Annotated in this window: 18 protein-coding genes and 1 pseudogene; 1 reads left to right on the top strand and 18 read right to left on the bottom strand. The window is 71.9% G+C overall.

The features are described from left to right. Positions 1 to 117: 117 nt before the first annotated feature. The 16 genes and pseudogenes from dprA to proS all read right to left on the bottom strand — a co-directional run bounded on the left by dprA (position 118) and on the right by proS (position 12939). Positions 118 to 1293, bottom strand: a complete 1176-nt coding sequence (gene dprA / locus DEJ50_RS09400) for a DNA-processing protein DprA (protein WP_150207114.1) — start codon at positions 1291 to 1293, stop codon at positions 118 to 120. After that, positions 1290 to 2972 carry a YifB family Mg chelatase-like AAA ATPase gene (locus tag DEJ50_RS09405; RefSeq protein WP_150212020.1) on the bottom strand — a complete coding sequence of 561 codons (1683 nt, stop codon included), beginning with the start codon at positions 2970 to 2972 and terminating at the stop codon, positions 1290 to 1292. The genes dprA and DEJ50_RS09405 overlap by 4 nt, the downstream gene beginning before the upstream one ends. Continuing rightward, positions 2972 to 3328: a YraN family protein gene (locus DEJ50_RS09410; protein ID WP_150212021.1), complete on the bottom strand. Its 357-nt coding sequence runs from the start codon at positions 3326 to 3328 to the stop codon at positions 2972 to 2974. Before DEJ50_RS09410 ends, DEJ50_RS09405 begins: the two co-directional genes overlap by 1 nt. 199 nt (positions 3329 to 3527) lie before the next feature. Continuing rightward, positions 3528 to 3836 carry a DUF2469 domain-containing protein gene (locus DEJ50_RS09415; RefSeq protein WP_005311352.1) on the bottom strand — a complete coding sequence of 103 codons (309 nt, stop codon included), beginning with the start codon at positions 3834 to 3836 and terminating at the stop codon, positions 3528 to 3530. Positions 3837 to 3891: 55 nt separating this feature from the next. After that, positions 3892 to 4413, bottom strand: a complete 522-nt coding sequence (locus DEJ50_RS09420; protein WP_150212022.1) for an NUDIX hydrolase — start codon at positions 4411 to 4413, stop codon at positions 3892 to 3894. Between the two features lie 46 nt (positions 4414 to 4459). Further along, on the bottom strand, positions 4460 to 5221 hold the full coding sequence (gene lepB, locus DEJ50_RS09425) for a signal peptidase I (RefSeq protein ID WP_150207115.1): 762 nt from the start codon (positions 5219 to 5221) through the stop codon (positions 4460 to 4462). Positions 5222 to 5266: 45 nt separating this feature from the next. Then, the gene (gene lepB / locus DEJ50_RS09430; protein WP_150207116.1) at positions 5267 to 6193 is read right to left on the bottom strand and encodes a signal peptidase I; all 927 of its coding nucleotides are present in this window, start codon (positions 6191 to 6193) and stop codon (positions 5267 to 5269) included. Beyond that, a pseudogene (gene lepB / locus DEJ50_RS09435) lies at positions 6123 to 7116 on the bottom strand (signal peptidase I); the annotation flags it as partial. The gene lepB (DEJ50_RS09430) and the pseudogene lepB (DEJ50_RS09435), both read right to left, overlap by 71 nt. Beyond that, positions 7109 to 7870, bottom strand: coding sequence for a signal peptidase I (lepB, locus tag DEJ50_RS09440; protein ID WP_150207117.1), 762 nt, complete (start codon positions 7868 to 7870; stop codon positions 7109 to 7111). The gene lepB (DEJ50_RS09440) and the pseudogene lepB (DEJ50_RS09435), both read right to left, overlap by 8 nt. A gap of 43 nt (positions 7871 to 7913) precedes the next feature. Next, on the bottom strand, positions 7914 to 8264 hold the full coding sequence (gene rplS / locus DEJ50_RS09445) for a 50S ribosomal protein L19 (protein ID WP_150207118.1): 351 nt from the start codon (positions 8262 to 8264) through the stop codon (positions 7914 to 7916). A 132-nt stretch (positions 8265 to 8396) separates the two neighbouring features. Then, the gene (trmD, locus tag DEJ50_RS09450) at positions 8397 to 9218 is read right to left on the bottom strand and encodes a tRNA (guanosine(37)-N1)-methyltransferase TrmD (protein ID WP_150207119.1); all 822 of its coding nucleotides are present in this window, start codon (positions 9216 to 9218) and stop codon (positions 8397 to 8399) included. Beyond that, complete coding sequence (gene rimM / locus DEJ50_RS09455; protein ID WP_150207120.1) at positions 9218 to 9775, bottom strand: ribosome maturation factor RimM; 558 nt, start codon at positions 9773 to 9775, stop codon at positions 9218 to 9220. The genes trmD and rimM overlap by 1 nt, the downstream gene beginning before the upstream one ends. Positions 9776 to 9859: 84 nt before the next feature. Further along, positions 9860 to 10099 carry an RNA-binding protein gene (locus DEJ50_RS09460; protein ID WP_007266827.1) on the bottom strand — a complete coding sequence of 80 codons (240 nt, stop codon included), beginning with the start codon at positions 10097 to 10099 and terminating at the stop codon, positions 9860 to 9862. Between the two features lie 2 nt (positions 10100 to 10101). Next, a complete protein-coding gene (gene rpsP, locus DEJ50_RS09465; protein WP_150207121.1) occupies positions 10102 to 10539 on the bottom strand; it encodes a 30S ribosomal protein S16 in 438 nt (145 codons plus the stop codon). A 176-nt stretch (positions 10540 to 10715) separates the two neighbouring features. Then, on the bottom strand, positions 10716 to 11330 hold the full coding sequence (locus DEJ50_RS09470) for a hypothetical protein (protein WP_150207122.1): 615 nt from the start codon (positions 11328 to 11330) through the stop codon (positions 10716 to 10718). Positions 11331 to 11526: 196 nt separating this feature from the next. Beyond that, positions 11527 to 12939, bottom strand: a complete 1413-nt coding sequence (proS, locus tag DEJ50_RS09475; RefSeq protein ID WP_150207123.1) for a proline--tRNA ligase — start codon at positions 12937 to 12939, stop codon at positions 11527 to 11529. Between the two features lie 141 nt (positions 12940 to 13080). On the opposite strand from proS, the gene DEJ50_RS09480 reads away from it, so the two are divergent. Beyond that, the gene (locus tag DEJ50_RS09480; RefSeq protein WP_150207124.1) at positions 13081 to 13755 is read left to right on the top strand and encodes a class I SAM-dependent methyltransferase; all 675 of its coding nucleotides are present in this window, start codon (positions 13081 to 13083) and stop codon (positions 13753 to 13755) included. A 22-nt stretch (positions 13756 to 13777) separates the two neighbouring features. Here the strand turns inward: DEJ50_RS09480 and ftsH are convergent, their stop codons facing one another. After that, complete coding sequence (gene ftsH / locus DEJ50_RS09485) at positions 13778 to 15694, bottom strand: ATP-dependent zinc metalloprotease FtsH (RefSeq protein WP_150207125.1); 1917 nt, start codon at positions 15692 to 15694, stop codon at positions 13778 to 13780. 188 nt (positions 15695 to 15882) lie between these two features. Then, positions 15883 to 17445, bottom strand: coding sequence for a signal recognition particle protein (gene ffh / locus DEJ50_RS09490; RefSeq protein WP_150207126.1), 1563 nt, complete (start codon positions 17443 to 17445; stop codon positions 15883 to 15885). Positions 17446 to 17661: the final 216 nt, after the last annotated feature.

Below are 17661 nucleotides of genomic sequence, written 5' to 3' on the forward strand. Positions count from 1 at the left end.
AGGCTCCCTGCACCGCGCGGGCGGCCCGGGACCGGCGCCTCGCGCACAGTCCCGGCGGCTGCCACCCGGAAGACCGCGTCTCTCATCGGCTTCACTCTTTCACCGGAACGCCCCAGGTCAACGACCGCCTCGCCGGGTGACTCCGGTTTCGGTGGCCGCGCCATCCGTCCGTGCGGTCAACTTCCAGCCGTCGCCTTGCCGTTCGACGAACCCCAGAGAGTGAAGTTCGTACAGTCTGCCGATGACTTCATCGGTGCCGGTGCCCACGGCGAGGGCCAGCTCGGCCGCGGTTGCCGTCCGGCCGGCCGGCAGCGCCTCCAGGACCCGGCGGGCCGCCGGGTCGAGCAGGTCGCGGGCCAGCACCGGTCCGCGCCGCACCGGCGCCAGCTCCCCGATGCCGCCCACCAGTTCCACGACCTCGGCCGCATCGGTGACCAGCTCGGCCTCGCCGCGCAGCAGTTCGTGCACCCCGGCGGAGAGCCCGCTGGTGGCCGGGCCGGGAACGCCCATCACGAACCGGCCGAGCTCCCGGGCCCGCCGCGCGGTGACCAGCGAGCCGCTGCGGTAGGCGGCCTCGACCACGACCGTGCCGCGGGTGAGGGCCGCGATGACCCGGTTGCGCAGGACGAACCGGCTGGGCGTGGGGTGGCTGCCGGGCGGCAGCTCCCCGATGAGCAGTCCCTGCCGGCCGATGCGGCCGATCAGCCCGGCGTGTCCCCGCGGGTACCGGACGTCGACCCCGCAGGCCAGTACGGCGGCGGTGGCTCCGCCCGCGGCCAGGGCCCCGCGGTGGGCGGCGCCGTCGATCCCGTACGCCGCGCCGGAGACCACCACCCAGCCGCGCTCGGCGAGCCCTGCGGCCAGCGTCTGTGCCATATGGGCCCCGTACGGGGTACAGGCGCGGGCGCCGACCACGGCCACCGAGCGCAGCGCCCATATCCGCAGGTGCGGGCTGCCGCACAGCCACAGCCCGACCGGCCGGGCGTCCCCGAGGTCGTCGAGCTGTCCGGGCCATTCCGGGGAGCCGGGGACCACGAACCGCCCGCCGGCCTCGGCGATCTGTGCCAGGTCCCGCTCCGGGTCGGCGGCGACCGCCCGCTTCCGGTACCCGGCCAGGCGCTCGGCCCCGGCGCCGTCCGGCGCCTCCGTCCCTGCGGCCCCCTCCGCGCTGAGCATCCGTATCAGCCGCACGGCCCCCCACCGGCGCAGCCACCGCCCGCCGAGTTCCTCGCCGGGTTCCAGCACCCGGGTCAGCGCGGCCCGCGCCAGCAGCTCCTCCCGGCCGGCGCTCATGATGCGGCTCCGGTGCCGATCGGCGTCCCGCGGGCGATCCCGGTGCGGAGCTCCAGGGCGACGGCCACGTCCAGCGCGTCCGGGGAGTCCTTGCCGCCCAGGTCGGCGACGGTCCAGGCGACCCGCAGCACCCGGTCCAGCCCGCGCGCGGTGAGCAGGCCCCGCTCCAGGTCCCGCTCGGCCTGAGCCAGCGCTCCGGGGGCCGGTTGCCAGCGGGTACGCAGCTCGTGTCCGGGGATTTCACTGTTGACGGTCCAGGGGGTACCCGCCAGTCTGGCCGCGGCCCGGGCCCTGGCCTCGGCCACCCGTCCGGCCACGGCCGCGCTGGACTCGCCCCGCCCGCCCTGGCCGAGCAGATCGGCCCGGGTGACCGGCTGCACCTCGACCCGCAGATCGACCCGGTCGAGCAGTGGTCCGGACAGCCGCGCCTGGTAGCGCCGGATCACCGAGGGCGGGCAGTCGCACCCGGCCCCGTACAGGGTGTGCCGGCCGCAGGGGCAGGGATTCGCTGCGAGCACCATCAGGAACCGGGCGGGCAGCCGCACCACACCGGCCGCCCGGGCCACGAACACCTGCCCGGACTCCAGCGGCTGTCGCAGGGCGTCCAGTGCCTTGGTGCTGAATTCCGGCGCCTCGTCCAGGAAGAGCACCCCGCGGTGGGCGAGCGAGACGGCCCCGGGCCGGGGCAGTCCGCTGCCGCCGCCGACCAGGGACTGCATGGTCGCCGAGTGGTGCGGTGCGCAGTAGGGCGGGGCGGAGATCATCGGCTCGCCGGGCTGGAGGATCCCGGCGACCGAGTGGACGGCGGTGACTTCGAGGGAGTCCTTCCGGCTGAGCGGCGGCATGATTCCGGGCAGCCGCTCGGCGAGCATGGTTTTGCCGGCGCCCGGTGGTCCGCTGAGGAAGAGGTGGTGGCCGCCGGCCGCGGCCACTTCCAGGGCGCGCCGGGCGGCGCGCTGTCCCCCGACATCGGCCAGGTCGGGCCGCCCGGGCCCGCCAGACCCGCCGGACCCGTCGGACCCGTCGGCCGCGGCCGGTCCCGTCCCGCCGCCGGCCCGGCCGCCGCCCGGCGGCGGACCCGTCCCCGAGCCCGCCCCCGGCAGGAGCAGGCCCGGCGGCATCCGGTCGGAACCCCCCGCCGCGGCCGGGGGTTCCTCCGGGACCTCGGTGTCGTTGAGGATCGCGATCAGCTGACGCAGGCTGCGGATGCCGAGGACGGCCACGTCGGGCACCAGGGCGGCCTCTGCCGCGCAGGCCTCGGGGACCACCACCTGACCGTGCCCGGCCTCCGCGGCGGCCAGCACCGCCGGGAGGATCCCCCGGACCGGGCGGACCCCGCCGTCCAGGCCGAGCTCGCCGATCAGCACCAGGTCGGCGATCACCTCCGGGTCCAGGCGCTCGGCCGCGGCCAGCACCGCCGTGGCCACGGCCAGGTCGAAGCCGGCTCCCGATTTGGGCACGGACGCCGGGCTCAGGCCCACCGTCAGCTTCTTCTGCGGCCAGTCGGCGCCCGAGTTCACCACCGCCGCCCGGACCCGGTCCCGGCTTTCGAACAGGGTCTTGTCGGGCAGGCCGACCAGGGTGAACGCCGCCAGGCCCGGTTCCAGGTCGGCCTGGACCTCCACCAGCACGCCTTCCACCCCGGTCAGGGCCACCGAACAGGTCCGCGCGAACCCCATCACGCCACCCCCCTGGCGTGTTCCACCACGGGTGCGCCGCGCCGCGGGAGCAGCACCCCGACCAGGTCGATCCGGACCCCGCCCGGGGGCGGTCCGCCGTGATCGGCGAGCCAGCACTCGGCCAGCCTCCGCAACCGGTCCGCCTTGCGGGGCCGGAGCGCCTCCATCGGATGCTCGAAGGGACCCGCCCGACGGGTCTTGACCTCGCAGACCACCAGCGCGTCCCCGTCGCGGGCGAGGATGTCGATCTCCCCGCTCCGGCCGGACCGCCAGTTCCGCGCGATCACCGTCATCCCGGCCTCGGCCAGCCGCCGCGCGGCCAGGTCCTCGCCGTACCTTCCCAGGGCCAGGGCCATGCCCTGGCGTGCGGTCGGCTCTGCGCTCCGCCGCGTCTGCCGTTGTGCGTGCCGTTGTGAACCCATCGGTACCACCTCCGGCACCGACGGTCCCGCACCCCCGCCCACCCTGTGGATCTTGGTGGATGACCGGGCCCGTGTGGATAACTCCATCACCCACACGGGTGAGCCCACACGGGTGGCTCAGACAGCCGGCAGATCAGCTGCCCGGCAGCTCGAGGTCGCTCTTGTTGAGCTCCTCGATGTTCACGTCCTTGAAGGTCAGCACCCGTACCTGCTTCACGAAGCGGGCCGGCCGGTACATGTCCCAGACCCAGGCGTCCGCCATCGAGACCTCGAAGAACACCTCGCCCTGGACCGAGTGCACCTGCATCTCGTAGTCGTTGGTCAGGTAGAAACGGCGTTCCGTCTCGATCACGTACTTGAACAGCCCGACGACGTCGCGGTACTCGCGATAGAGCTTCAGCTCCATCTCGGTCTCGTACTTCTCGAGGTCCTCGGCGCTCATGGCATGTTCCCCTTCAGCCGTGCGTCCCCCTATTGTGCGCCAGCCCTGGGTGCCCCTAAACGATTTCCGGGGCCAGGACCACCGGCGCAACCGGAGGACCGTCGTCGAGCAGTGTGCGGAACAGCTCGGCGAGTCTGGTCGGGTACACCGTCTCACGGGCCGAGAGAAGTTCCTCGGAGGTCCACCATCTGGCTCCGGCGACACTGCGTCGTTCCAGCTCGGTGAGGCCGGCCGGGGTGATCTCCGTCCGGTCGGTACGGGCCAGGAAGTACCACTCGTCCTGCTCCCAGCGCCGCCCGTCGAAGGGGAACGAGCAGTACCGGTGCCAGAGCACCGGCCCCAGGTCCACCTGTGTGATCCCCGTCTCCTCCGCGAGTTCGCGCAGCGCGGCCTGCTCCCGGGTCTCGGTGCCCTCCACACCGCCGCCCGGGGTGAACCACCAGTCGTCGGCCGGATCGCCCGGCTCGAAGCCGTGCAGCAGCAGGATCCGGTCCGCCGGGTCCAGCAGGATCACCCGCGAGACCTTGCGCGGCCCGCCCGGCGACGTCCCGACGGCCTGCGGCCCGCCCGGCGGCACCGGCGGCACCGGCGGCACCGGCGGCACCGGCGGCACCGGCGGCAGCTCAGCCGACACGGGCCGGTTCCCGCCCCGCCCGGCCGAACCTCCGCGCGACCGGCCCGTGCGCGGCCCCGGCCACCACCAGTACGGCGCCCGCCACCACGGCCATCAGCTGGATCCGCAGCGGCCCCGGCTCGGACACCCCGCCGGGCAGCCCGGCGTAGGCCCGCGGGCGCTCCAGCATCTCGGCCGAGGGCCAGGCCCGGGCGTCCACCCGCGCGCTGACCGCGCTGCGGTCCACCGTGCCCTGGCCGGCTTCCTGCAGGTGGGCCCGGGAGTCCAGCGAGGCGGCCCGCCGGTCGCCCAGCAGGAAGAGCTTGCCTTCGGGGACCTTCACCTCGAACGGGGTCTCCGAGGCCATTCCGGAGTCCTTGCCGGAGCCGTCGGCCTTGATGTCGTCGATGTACGGCTCGTCCAGCTCCTTGCCGTTCACCGTCAGCCGGCCGCCCTGGGCGCAGCATCGGACGGTGTCGCCGCCGATGCCGACGACCCGCTTCACCATGGGCGCGTTGCTCCACACGGAATCAGTAAAAATCACCACGTCGCCGCGGCGCACCTCGCCGCCGCTTATTCGCTCCGCCAGCACCCGGTCCCCCGGCTGGACCGTCGGCATCATCGAATCGGTGGGAATCGTGTACGGCCGGTAGACCAGCGCACCCCATACGAACCCGCCCAGGAACAGCGCAAAGCCGATGGCCACGGCCAGCCCCGACAACACGTTGCCGAGGCGACCGCGGCCACCTGTCACTCGTTCTGATCCGCCCATCCCAGCGCCCCCCACACTCCGGAGATCGTCGACCTGGGCGGCAATCTACCTGGCGATATGCCCGGCGGTCAGCCTCCGCCGCCGCCACAGGACGACCGGCACCGCTCCGGCCAGGCCCCCCACGGCCGGGGCGAGCCCGACGGCCGCCGCCGCGGCCTGGTTGCCGATGCCGGGCTGGTCGAAGGTGTCCGGGACCGGCAGCGTGGACCAACGGGTGACCGGCCAGGCCACCACCACGGCCCGCCCGACGACCTTGTCGTTGGGCACGAAGCCCTTGGTCACGTCGTCCTGGTGCCACCGGGAGTCGTAGGAGTTCTGCCGGTGGTCACCCATCACCCAGATGTGGTCGGCCGGAACCTTGAGCGGGCCGAACGGCTTGTCGTCGCACGGGGTGTTGCCGGGGTAGATGTAGCTCTCCTCCTGCAGCGCCTTCCCGTTGACCTTGACCGGGCCGCCCTTCTGGCACTCCACGGTGTCCCCGCCGACCGCGATGACCCGCTTGATCAGGTCCTTCTCCTCCGCGGACGGCATCAGGCCGATCCAGCTGAGGACCTTCTGGAAGGCATTGGGATCAGGGGTGGGCTCGCCCGCCAGCCACTGCGCCGGGTCGTGGAAGACCACGACCTCGCCGCGCTTGGGCTCGGAGCCGAACCACGGGGTGAGCTTGTCGACCAGCACCCGGTCACCGCGCTGCAGGGTGTCCTGCATCGAGTCGGACGGGATGGAGAACGCCTGCACGAGGAAGGTCTTGATCAGCAGCGCCAGCAGCAGGGCGATGCCGATGAGCAGCGGCAGTTCCTTCCAGAAGGAACGCTGGGGGGGCGGGGCGTCATCGTCCTCGACGGTGTCGTCGGCGCCGTCGGTGGGTGAGGGTCGCCCCTTTTGGGCACCGTCGGCGGCATCCTCCGGCCGCTCGAGCCGGTCCGGCCGCTCCTCGGGCTCGTCGCGTCCGGATCGTGCGCCTACTGCCACGTCCCCCACATCCACTCCTCAACTCGAAACACCCGCCCGCGCCGGAACAGACGCAAGCCCTCCACTCCCCTAACGAGCGGGAGTTCCCTAAGGCTCGGGAGACGGAGGACACACTATGCGACGGGCCTGGGGCGACGGCGTCCTCGCCGCGCGGGGTCGGGCACCGAGGCGAATACGGCGGGCCGGTCCAGGGCGCTCCAGTGGTCGGTCGGCCAGGCGATCACGAAGGCGCGGCCCACCACGCCCTTCTCGTCGATGGTCCCCTGGAAGGCTTCGTCCAGGTGGTAGCGGGAGTCGGCCGAATTGGCGCGGTGGTCGCCCATCACGAACAGCCGGCCCTCCGGCACCCGCACTTCGAACCGGATGTCGGAGGGTGTGTTGCCGCGCATCACGTACGGCTCGTCCAGCGCGTAGCCGTTGACGCTGACCCGCCCCTTGGCATCGCAGCACTTGACGGTGTCCCCGCCCACCCCGATGACCCGCTTGATCAGGTCCTGCTCGTCGGCGGAGGGCAGCAGTCCGATGAAGGTCAGGGCCTGCTTGACCTGTTTGACGCCGACCGGGTCCCGGGGCGGCCGGGCGCTCTCGCCCCGCAGCCAGCCGCCGGGGTCCTTGAAGACCACCACGTCCCCGCGCTCGGCCTTGGCGCCGAACCACGGGGTCAGCTTGTCGACGAGCACCCGGTCGCCGATCCGGATGGTCTGCTCCATGGAGCCGGAGGGGATGGAGAAGGCCTGGACTAGGAAGGTCTTGAGGAGCAGGGCGATGCACAGCGCCACGACCACCAGCAGCGGCAGCTCGCCGGCCCGGCGGGTGCGCCGCCGGCGCCGGATCTTGCGCGCCAGCCGGCGCCGTTCGGCCCGCCCTCCCAGGGCGGCCAGCTCCTGGTCCCGCTCGGAGCGGGGCCGCCCGCGGCTACCCATGCGTATCACCGGGTCCGCCGGATCTGCCCCAGCGCGAGAGCGGCCAGCCGATGAAGTCGGCCCGCCCGATCACCTTGTCCACCGGCACCATGCCGCCGCCCGGCGACCCGAGGTGGTCCCGGGAGTCACGGGACTGGGAGCGGTGGTCACCCATGACCCACAGGGTGCCCAGCGGGACGACGATTCTGAAGGGCACCTTGGAGGGCGCGTCGCCGGGGTACAGGTACGGCTCTGCCAGGGGCTCCCCGTTGACCTTGATCCGTCCCTGGGCGTCGCAGCACACCACGTCGTCCCCGCCCACGCCCACGACCCGCTTCACGAAGTGCGTGTCGGCGGGCTCGGCGAGGCCGAGTGAGGCGGCTGCTCCGTGCAGGGCCTCGCCGACCGGGTTGCCCTCGGGGCGTTCGCGTACGAAGGAGCCGGTGCCGTCGAAGACCACGACGTCACCGCGCTGCGGCTGATCGCCGAAACGGTACGCCAGCTTGTTGACCAGCACCCGGTCCCCGACCTCGAGGGTGGGCTCCATCGACCGGCTCGGGATGAGGAAGGGCTGGAGGACGAAATTGCTGAACACCAGCAGCCCGACCGCGCCCACCAGGCCGGCCACGACCGCCCGCCCCCAGGTCGGCCGCGGCAGCCGCGACCACCAGGGCAGCCGCCGGGCCGGGGGGCCGGACAACGCACAACGCGGCCCCTCCTCCCCCTCGCCGGGGGAAGAGTGGCCGCGTTGCGTGAGTCGTGCTTCGGTGTCCATCGGAGGGAGCCTATCCGGCCGCCCCCGGGACCCGGAGACGAGTTCAGTTGTCGCGCTTCTCCTTGATCTTCGCGGCCTTGCCGCGGAGCTCACGGAGGTAGTACAGCTTCGCGCGACGCACGTCACCGCGGGTGACGAGCTCGATCTTCTCGAAGATCGGGGAGTTCACCGGGAAGGTGCGCTCCACGCCGACGCTGAAGGAGACCTTGCGGACGGTGAAGGTCTCGGAGACGCCAGAGCCCTGGCGACGGATGACAACGCCCTTGAACTGCTGGATACGGGAGCGGTTGCCCTCGATCACGCGGACGTGCACGTTGACGGTGTCACCGGGGCGGAAGGCCGGGACGTCCGAACGCAGGGAGGCGGCGTTGACGCCATCCAGGAGAGAAGACATGTTCTTCGTCTGCTTTCTTCGCACGACGCCACAGGTCGCCGGGCGGGTTTCCGTAGAGAGATCGGATGCCGTACCACCCTGCGGGCGACGGTCCCCCTGTGGCAGGGGCGCACGCGGGCGTACAGCAGCCGCCTATTCTTCCACGGCCTCGGGCCTGCGCCAAAATCGGCCGTCCGGGGTCGGCTGCCAGCCCAGGATGCTCAGGGTTTCGCGGTCCTTCTTGTCGAAGGCGGCGGCCTCGGTGCGCTCGATCAGGTCGGGCCGGTGCTGCGCGGTACGGGCGAAGGCCTGGTCCCGGCGCCAGCGCGCGATCTTCCCGTGGTGCCCGCTGAGCAGCACCTCCGGAATCCCACGGCCACGCCACTCCGGCGGCTTGGTGTACACCGGGCCTTCCAGCAGGTTGGCCATCTCGCCGGGGGCGAAGGAGTCGTCCCGGTGGGATTCGGCGTTGCCGAGCACGCCGGGCAGCAGCCGGGCCACCGCCTCGGTGATCACCAGGACGGCGGCCTCGCCGCCTGCCAGCACGTAGTCCCCGATGGAGACCTCGTAGACCGGGATGCGGGTGGCGTACTCGTCCATGACCCGGCGGTCGATGCCCTCGTACCGGGCCGGGGCGAAGATCAGCCAGGGCTTCTCGGAGAGCTCGACGGCGAGTTCCTGGGTGAACGGCCGGCCGCTGGGGGTGGGGACCACCATGACCGGGCCGTGCGCGCCGGCCTCGTACCCGGCGGCCAGGGCGTCGTCCAGGCAGTCGCCCCACGGCTCGGTCTTCATGACCATGCCGGGTCCGCCGCCGTACGGGGTGTCGTCGACGGTGTTGTGCCGGTCGTACGTCCATTCCCGCAGGTCGTGGACGTGTACGTCGAGCCGGCCGCGGGCAGCGGCCTTGCCGACCAGGGAGACGTTCAGCGGGGCCAGGTACTCGGGGAAGATCGTGACGACGTCCAGGCGCATCAGGCGTCGCCCTCGGCCTCGGCGTCCCGGGTGGAGACGATCTCGGCGCGGTCGTCGATCAGCCCGGGCGGCGGGGTGATGACGCAGCGCTGCTCCTCCAGGTCGATCTCGGCGACGATCTCCTCGACGAAGGGGATCATCACCTCCGTGCCGTCGGGGCGCTCGACGATGAAGAGGTCCTGCGAGGGCAGGTGGGAGATCTCGGTGATCCGGCCGATCTCGGTGCCGTCCTCGAGCACCACGTCCAGGTCCATCAGCTGGTGGTCGTAGTACTCGTCCTCTTCCTCGGGCAGCTCCGCCGGGTCCACGTCGGCGATCAGGAGGGTGTTGCGGAGCGCCTCCGCGGCGGTGCGGTCCTTGACGCCGGCGAAGCGCAGCATCAGCCGACCGCTGTGCACCCGGCCCGTCTCGATGGTCAGCGGGCCCGCCGAAGCCGGTTCGGTGCGCAGCACGGCGCCGGGGCTGAGCCGCAGTTCCGGCTCGTCCGTGCGCACCTCGACGGTGACCTCACCCTTGATGCCGTGGGCGCGGCCGATCCGCGCGACTACCAGCTCCACTGTCTGTTGCCTCTCCTGTTCAGACGACGACGGGCCGGGGCGGGCACGTGTGCCCTCCCCGGCCCGTGCCGGTGATTCAACTGCTCAGCGGACCTGGTCCACGTCGACGAGGTCGACGCGGATCCCCCGGCCGCCGATGGCGCCCACGACGGTCCGCAGGGCACGTGCGGTGCGGCCGTTGCGGCCGATCACCTTGCCGAGGTCGTCGGGGTGCACCCGGACCTCGAGCACCTGCCCGCGACGCAGGTTGCGCGAGGCGACCTGCACGTCGTCGGGGTTGTCCACAATGCCCTTTACGAGGTGCTCAAGAGCCTCCTCGAGCATGCTCAGGCCTCGGTCGACTCGGCGGCGGCCTCAGCCTCGTCCGCCTTCTTGTCGGCCTTCTTCGCCTTCTGGGTGATGGCCTCGCCCTTGGCGTCGCCACCCTCCAGAGCCTTGGCGAACTCGTCGAAGGAACGACGCTTGTCTTCCTTCGTCGCCGGCTGCAGCAGCGGCGCGGGGGCCGGGAGGCCCTTGTGCGCCTGCCAGTCACCGGTGAGCTTCAGGATCGCGAGCACGGCCTCGGTCGGCTGGGCGCCGACGGACAGCCAGTACTGCGCGCGCTCGCCGTTGACCTCGATGCGCGACGGGTTGTACGTCGGGTGGTAGATACCGATCTCTTCGATCGCGCGACCGTCACGGCGGGTGCGGGCGTCGGCGACGACGATGCGGTAGTGCGGCTGGCGAATCTTGCCGAGGCGCTTGAGCTTGATCTTGACTGCCACTGGAGTGGTGTCTCCTGAACTTGACGTGGTTGGGCACATGAGATGCCACGTGGGGTTGCGGCACTCGAGTGCCCGATGGACGCGTCAGCCGGAGGAGAGAGGGGTCCTGTGCGACTGTCGAGTACAGCTAGTCATTGTGCCATACGCCTGCGGCGCCCGGATGCGCGCGGTCCGGCTCAGGAGGCTGCGGCTGAAGCTGCTGCGGCTGCCACGGCCGGCTCCGGGATCCGGAAGGGCTTGCCGCAGCCGCCGCAGACGATGGGGGCCTGAGCGAGCACGGACGGCACCACCCGGACGTTGCGCCCGCAGTCGCAGACCGCCTTCACGCGGACGCCGCCACCGGAGGAACCGTGCCGGGCGGCCGGGCCCCGGAAGCTGCGCTTGGTGTCGGCGGCGGTGGCCACGGTGTGCGCCTTGAGGGCGCGCTGCAGCCGCTCCATGGTCGGCCGGTAGCGCTTCTTGGCCTCGGGGTTGAGCGAGACCAGCGAGAAGCCGCTGCTGGCGTGCGGCTCGTCGGAGTGGTCCAGGCCCATCTCCTCGGCGATCGCGAGGAACCGGCGGTTGTGGTAGCGGCCGGCCCGCGAGGTGTCCCGGACGCCGCGGGCGGCAGCGATGCCGTGGACTGCCTCGTGCAGCAGGCGCTCGAAGGAGAGCTCGGCGCCGCAGGCGGACGAGGACTCTCCGATCAGGGATTCGGGGGCGGCAAGGTCGGGCAGCTCGGGGTGGTACCGCTGAATATCGGCCCACGCCTGCGCCAGCTCTGCGGCGAGAACAGGTGGTGTCGTGCTCACGTCGTGACAACGAGCCGAGGTGCCCCGGTGTTCCGATTCCGGGCCATTCCAAATTTTTTGCACGTACCAGTCAGTTCAGTCTCATGCGTCCCGAGGAGGACGGGTGCGCAGAACTCCGGAGGAGTCGGTACGTACAGGTGTGCCCCGGACTACGTCCGGGGCACACCCGAGGCAACTCGGATCACATCAGGTCACATCAGTACGAGCGCGCCACGATGGCCAGGGTGCCCGGGGCGTCGTCCGTCTCCGGCACCGAGCCGTCCTCGGCGATCAGGCAGCGTACGGACACGGCCTGTTCGGCCAGCTTGGCCTCGCCCTCCGGGCCCAGCACGTCCCACGGGATCCGCGCCCAGCCGCCGGCCACCGCGGCCTCGGCGGCCTCCCCGATGGTGGCCACGTCGGAGGTACGGGACTCCCGGCGCTCCCGGGACTCGCGCAGCAGCTGCGCCTGGTCCTCGTCCAGCACCTTGGGCAGCAGGTCGACGAGCGAGTCGATCTGCACCGGGGTCTTGCCGCCGGGGATCCGGCGGGCCAGCATCGCGGTGCCGGCCTCCAGGTCGCGGGGGCCGATCTCGATGCGCACCGGTACGCCCTTGAGCTCCCAGTCCACGGCGCGGCGGCCGAACGGGGTGTCCACCCGGTCGTCGACCTGCACGCGGATGCCCGCGGCCTTGAGCCGGTCGCCCAGCTCGCGGACCTTGGCGACGGCCTCGTCGCCCTTGATCGCCATGACGACGACCTGGACGTGGGCGAGCCGCGGCGGGACCCGGAGGCCGTTGTCGTCGCCGTGGGACATGATCAGACCGCCGACCATGCGGGTGGAGACGCCCCAGGAGGTCTGCCAGACGAGCTCCTGCTTGCCCTCCTTCGACAGGTACTGGGTGTTGAAGGCCTTGGCGAAGTTGGTGCCCAGCTCGTGGCTGGTGCCCATCTGCAGGGCCTTGCCGTCGCCCATCATGCCCTCGAGGGTGAGGGTGTTGATGGCGCCTGCGAAGCGCTCCTTGGCGGTCTTGCGGCCCAGGACCACGTCGATGCCGAGGACGTTGGTCATGAAGTCGCCGTAGACGTCCCGGTGGATCCGGGCGGCGTAGTCGCGGGCGTCCTCGTAGCTGGCGTGCGCCGTGTGGCCCTCCTGCCACAGGAACTCGCTCGTACGGAGGAACACCCGGGGGCGCATTTCCCAGCGGACCACGTTCGCCCACTGGTTGATCAGCAGCGGCAGGTCGCGGTAGCTCTGGACCCACTTGGAGAAGTAGTCGTTGATGATGGTCTCGGAGGTGGGCCGGACCACGACCGGCTCTTCCAGCTCCTTGCCGCCGCCGTGCGTGACGACCGCGAGCTCGGGGGCGAAGCCCTCGACGTGCTCGGCTTCCTTCGTCAGGTACGACTGCGGGATGAACAGCGGGAAGTACGCGTTCTGGGCGCCCGCGTCCTTGATGCGCGCGTCCATCTCCTGCTGCATCCGCTCCCAGAGCCCGTAGCCGTACGGTCGGATGACCATCGTGCCGCGCACTGGGCCGTTGTCGGCCAGCTCGGCCTTGTTGATCAGATCCTGGTACCAGCGGGGGAAATCCTCCGCCTGGGGGGTGAGAACGGGAGCCTTTGCCATGGCGCGAATGGTACGGCGCCGGGCGTGCCGAGCGTGAATCGGGGCGGAATCGGGGCGTGCGTTCCTCTGGACGCGGGGGCGAATCGGGAGTTCCCTGGCAACGGGGGCAAGGGGGCGAGAGGAATCAGGAGCGCTCTTTCGATGACACCGACGCCGACGGCCGTGAACACCGCCCGGGACTGGGCGGAGATCCAGGAACGGATGCTGGTACCGCTGTACGAAGCGGTGTACGACCGGCTGGAGCTCGGGCCCGGGGACCGGGTGCTGGGCCTCGACTGCGGGGCCGGGCTGAGCCTGCTGCTGGCGGCGGGCCGGGGTGCCCGGGTGACCGGGGTGGAGCCGCGGCCGGCCTTGCGGGCGCTGGCCCGCGAGCGGGTGCTGGAGGTGCTGTCCGGCCCCCCGGAGTCCTCGGGGCGGCCCTACGACCTGCTGACCGCCTTCGCCCCGGCGCCGGGGGCGCTGGCCGCGGCCCTGCCGCGGGTCCGGCGGGGCGGGGCCGTGGTGCTGGCGGGCTGGGGTCCGCCGGAGCGCTGCACGGTGCCGGCGATGACGGACCCGGGAGGCGCGGCGGACCTGGACGGGCTGGTGGAGCGGGCCGGGCTGAGTCCGGAGGGCTCGGGGCGGGTGTTCTGCCCGTTCGGCTACGCGGAGGTGGGCAGCGCGGTGCGGGGGCTGCTGTCGACGGGTCTGTACGACCTGTCGGATCCCGGTCAGGCGGAGAAGGAGCTGGCCGAGGAACTGCACCCGTACGAGCGGCCCGACGGCACGGTGTGGCTGCCGAACATCTTCCGGTACGTCGTCGCCCGGGTGGCGTGACGGCGGCTGCGGGCGGGCCCGGTCATTTGGCCGGGCGGGTGATGCCCGCAGCCGCGTACGCCGCGTCCTCCTCCAGGGTCTCGTTGGCGAGGAGGGCCTCGGCGAGGGCGTCGAGCTGCTGCCGGTGCTCGCGCAGCAGGCGGCAGGCGTTCTCGTAGCACTCGTCCACGATCCGCCGCATCTCGTGGTCCACCGCGTCCAGGGTGGCGGGTGCGGCGGTCAGGCCGTACGGCGCCTCGGCGTCGGCCGGGATCGCGGTGAGACGGCCGACGCGCTCGCTCATGCCCCAGCGGCCGACCATGCCGCGGGCCAGGTTCGTCACCTGTTCGAGGTCGTTCTCGGCGCCGGTGGTGATGAGGTTGTAGACCACGTGTTCGGCGGCCATGCCGCCGAGCGCGCCGATGATCCGGCCGCGCAGGTACTCCTCGGTGTAGGCGTAGCGGTCGGCGTCGGGGGTGGAGAGGGTGACGCCGAGGGCCCGGCCGCGCGGCACGATGGTGATCTTCCGGACGGGGTCGGCGCCGGGGTGGAGCATGCCCAGCAGGGCGTGGCCGCTCTCGTGGTAGGCGGTGCGCCGGCGTTCCTCCTCGGGCATCACCAGGGGCCGCTTCGCCCCGAGCTGGACCTTCTCCAGGGCGTCGGAGAGGTCGGCCCCGGTGACGGCCGGCTGGCCGCGTTTGACGGCCAGCAGTGCCGCCTCGTTGGCCAGGTTGGCGAGCTCGGCGCCGGTCATGCCGGGGGTGGTCCGGGCCACCTGGGCCAGGTCCACCCCCGGGTCGAGCGGGATGTCCCGGGTGTGGATGCGCAGGATGGCCTCCCGGCCGGCGCGGTCGGGCGGGGAGACGGCCACGGTGCGGTCGAAGCGGCCGGGCCGGGTCAGTGCGGGGTCGAGGACGCTGGCGCGGTTGGTGGCGGCGAGGACGACCACGCCCTCCGAGCCGGAGAACCCGTCCATTTCGGTCAGGATCTGGTTGAGCGTCTGTTCGCGTTCGTCGTGGCCGCCGAGGCCCGAGCCGCCGCCGCGGGCCCGGCCGATGGTGTCGATCTCGTCGATGAAGATGATCGCGGGGGCGACCTTGCGGGCCTCGGTGAACAGTTCGCGGACCCGGGATGCGCCGACGCCGACGATCATCTCGATGAACTCGGAGGCGGAGGCGGAGAAGAACGGCACGCCCGCTTCGCCGGCCACGGCCCGGGCCAGCAGGGTCTTGCCGGTTCCGGGCGGGCCGGCCAGCAGCACGCCGCCGGGCATCCGGGCGCCCATCCGCCGGTAGGCCTGCGGATTCTTCAGGAAGTCGACGACCTCGCTGAGCTCCTCCTCGACCTCGTCGATGCCGGCCACGTCGTCGAAGGTGGTCCGTTTGCCGCCTTCCAGCTCCACCGGTTTGGGCGGGGCCTTCCGGCCGAGCGGGCCGGCTCCGCCCATGGCCCCGCCCATCCGGCGGGCGATCAGCAGCCAGAGCACGACCAGCAGCACCATCGGCGCCAGGGAGAGCAGCAGGTTCGACAGGAAGCTGCGCTGGACGACGACCGGGGAGGCGGTGACGGTGACGCCCTTGGCGGTGAGGTTGGCCCAGAGCTGGTCGTCGGCGAAGGCCGGGCGCTGGGTGACGAACTTGGTGTAGTCGCCCTTGCCGTCGGGGAGCGGCTGCTCGTTCTTGAGCTCGCCCTGGATGGCGTCGCCCTTGGAGTAGATCTTCTCGACGTTGCCGTTGGCGACCTGCTTGCTGAACTCGGTGTACGAGACGGTCGGCTCGTCGCCCTCGTTGAAGAAGGACAGCACCAGGTTGGTGAGCAGGAAGACGACCAGTGCGGCGAGGACCAGGCCGCGCCAGCCGCCGGGCATCCGCCGCTTCGGCGGCGGGGCGGGCGGGGCTCCTTCGGAGCGCCAGGGGGTGTCCGCCCGGTCGCGCGGGGGTACGGGGGTGGGGCTGGGCAAGAGGCCTCCTTCTACCGTCCTTCCGGCTACCGTCCTCCGGCCGACATTAAGCGACAAATGGGATCTTTGCCCTCCCGGGCGGATGGGCGGGCGGGTCCGCGCAGGGAGGGTCCGCGCATGCCGAAGGGGCGCACGGGTTTCCCCGTACGCCCCTTCGGCAACGACTTCGCGCCGGTCCGGCCGGTCGGCTACTTCATGAACTTCTTGAACTCGTCGGGGAGCTCGAAGTCCTCGCCGGGCGCACCGGCCGGCAGGCCGAACGGGTTGCCGTCGGCCCCGCCGATCGCCGGGCCCTGCTCGCGGCGGGCCGCCGCGGCGGCCTCATCGGCCTTGCGCTTCATCGGGTTGCCGCTCTTGCGCTTGCCCTTGGCCTGCTTGACCTGCTTCTTCTGCCGGCCGGGGCCGCCGCCCATGCCCGGGATGCCGGGCATCCCCGGCATTCCGCCGCCCTGCGCCATCCGGGACATCATCTTGCGGGCCTCGAAGAAGCGCTCGACGAGGTTCTTGACGGCGCTGACCTCGACGCCGGAACCCTTGGCGATACGGGCGCGGCGGGAGCCGTTGATGATGTGCGGGTCCTGGCGCTCCGCCGGGGTCATCGACTTGATGATGGCGGCCGTGCGGTCCACGTCCCGCTCGTCGATGTTGTTGATCTGGTCCTTGATCTGGCCCATGCCGGGCAGCATGCCGAGCAGCTTGGAGATGGAGCCCATCTTCCGGACCTGCTCCATCTGGGCCAGGAAGTCGTCGAGGGTGAACTCCTTCGGCCCCTTCGCCAGCTTGGCCGCCATCTTCTCGGCCTCGGCCTGGCTGAAGGTCTTCTCGGCCTGCTCGATGAGGGTGAGCATGTCACCCATGTCGAGGATCCGGCCGGCCATCCGGTCCGGGTGGAAGGCGTCGAAGTCGTCGAGCTTCTCGCCGTTCGAGGCGAACATGATCTGCTTGCCGGTGACGTGCGCGATGGAGAGCGCAGCACCACCGCGGGCGTCGCCGTCGAGCTTGGACAGCACCACGCCGTCGAAGCCGACGCCGTCACGGAAGGCCTCGGCGGTGTTGACCGCATCCTGACCGATCATGGCGTCGACGACGAAGAGGATCTCGTCGGGGCTGACGGCGTCGCGGATGTCCGCGGCCTGCTGCATCAGCTCCTGGTCGATGCCGAGGCGGCCGGCGGTGTCGACGATGACGATGTCGTGCTGCTTGGTCCGGGCGTACTCGATGGAGTCCTTGGCGACCTGGACCGGGTCGCCGACGCCGTTGCCGGGCTGCGGGCCGTAGAAGCCGACGCCGGCGCGCTCGGCGACGATGTTCAGCTGGTTGACGGCGTTGGGGCGCTGGAGGTCGCAGGCGACCAGCAGCGGGGTGTGGCCCTGGCCCTTGAGCCAGTTGCCCAGCTTTCCGGCGAGGGTGGTCTTACCGGCACCCTGGAGACCCGCGAGCATGATCACGGTGGGTGCGGTCTTGGCGAACCGCAGGCGGCGGGTCTCGCCGCCGAGGATCGAGACCAGCTCCTCGTTGACGATCTTGAGGACCTGCTGGGCCGGGTTGAGCGCCTTGGAGACCTCGGCGCCGCGGGCGCGCTCCTTGACGTTCGCGATGAAGGAACGGACGACCGGGAGGGCGACGTCGGCCTCGAGGAGGGCGATACGGATTTCCCGGGCCGCCGCGTCGATGTCGGCCTCGCTCAGGCGGCCCTTGCCGCGAAGGCTCTTGAAAGTCGCGCTGAGGCGGTCGGAAAGCGTATCGAACACGGTGGTCGCGATTCCTCGGGTCGTTGGAGTGCGGACGCCCCCAGGGTATCCGCCCGCGCGATGGGCGTGACCCTGCGGTGAGATTCCCCCCACCCCGCCCCTTCCCGAAACCGTGGCTCCGCCCCGGACCCCGCCACGGTTTCGGGGCGGGGCGGGGTGGCGTAAAGGCCCCGCGCCGCGGGCGCGCTGTGGGGCCGGGCGGAGCCCGGGCACCCC

The organism is Streptomyces venezuelae (genome assembly GCF_008642295.1).
Lineage (GTDB): Bacteria > Actinomycetota > Actinomycetes > Streptomycetales > Streptomycetaceae > Streptomyces > Streptomyces venezuelae_C.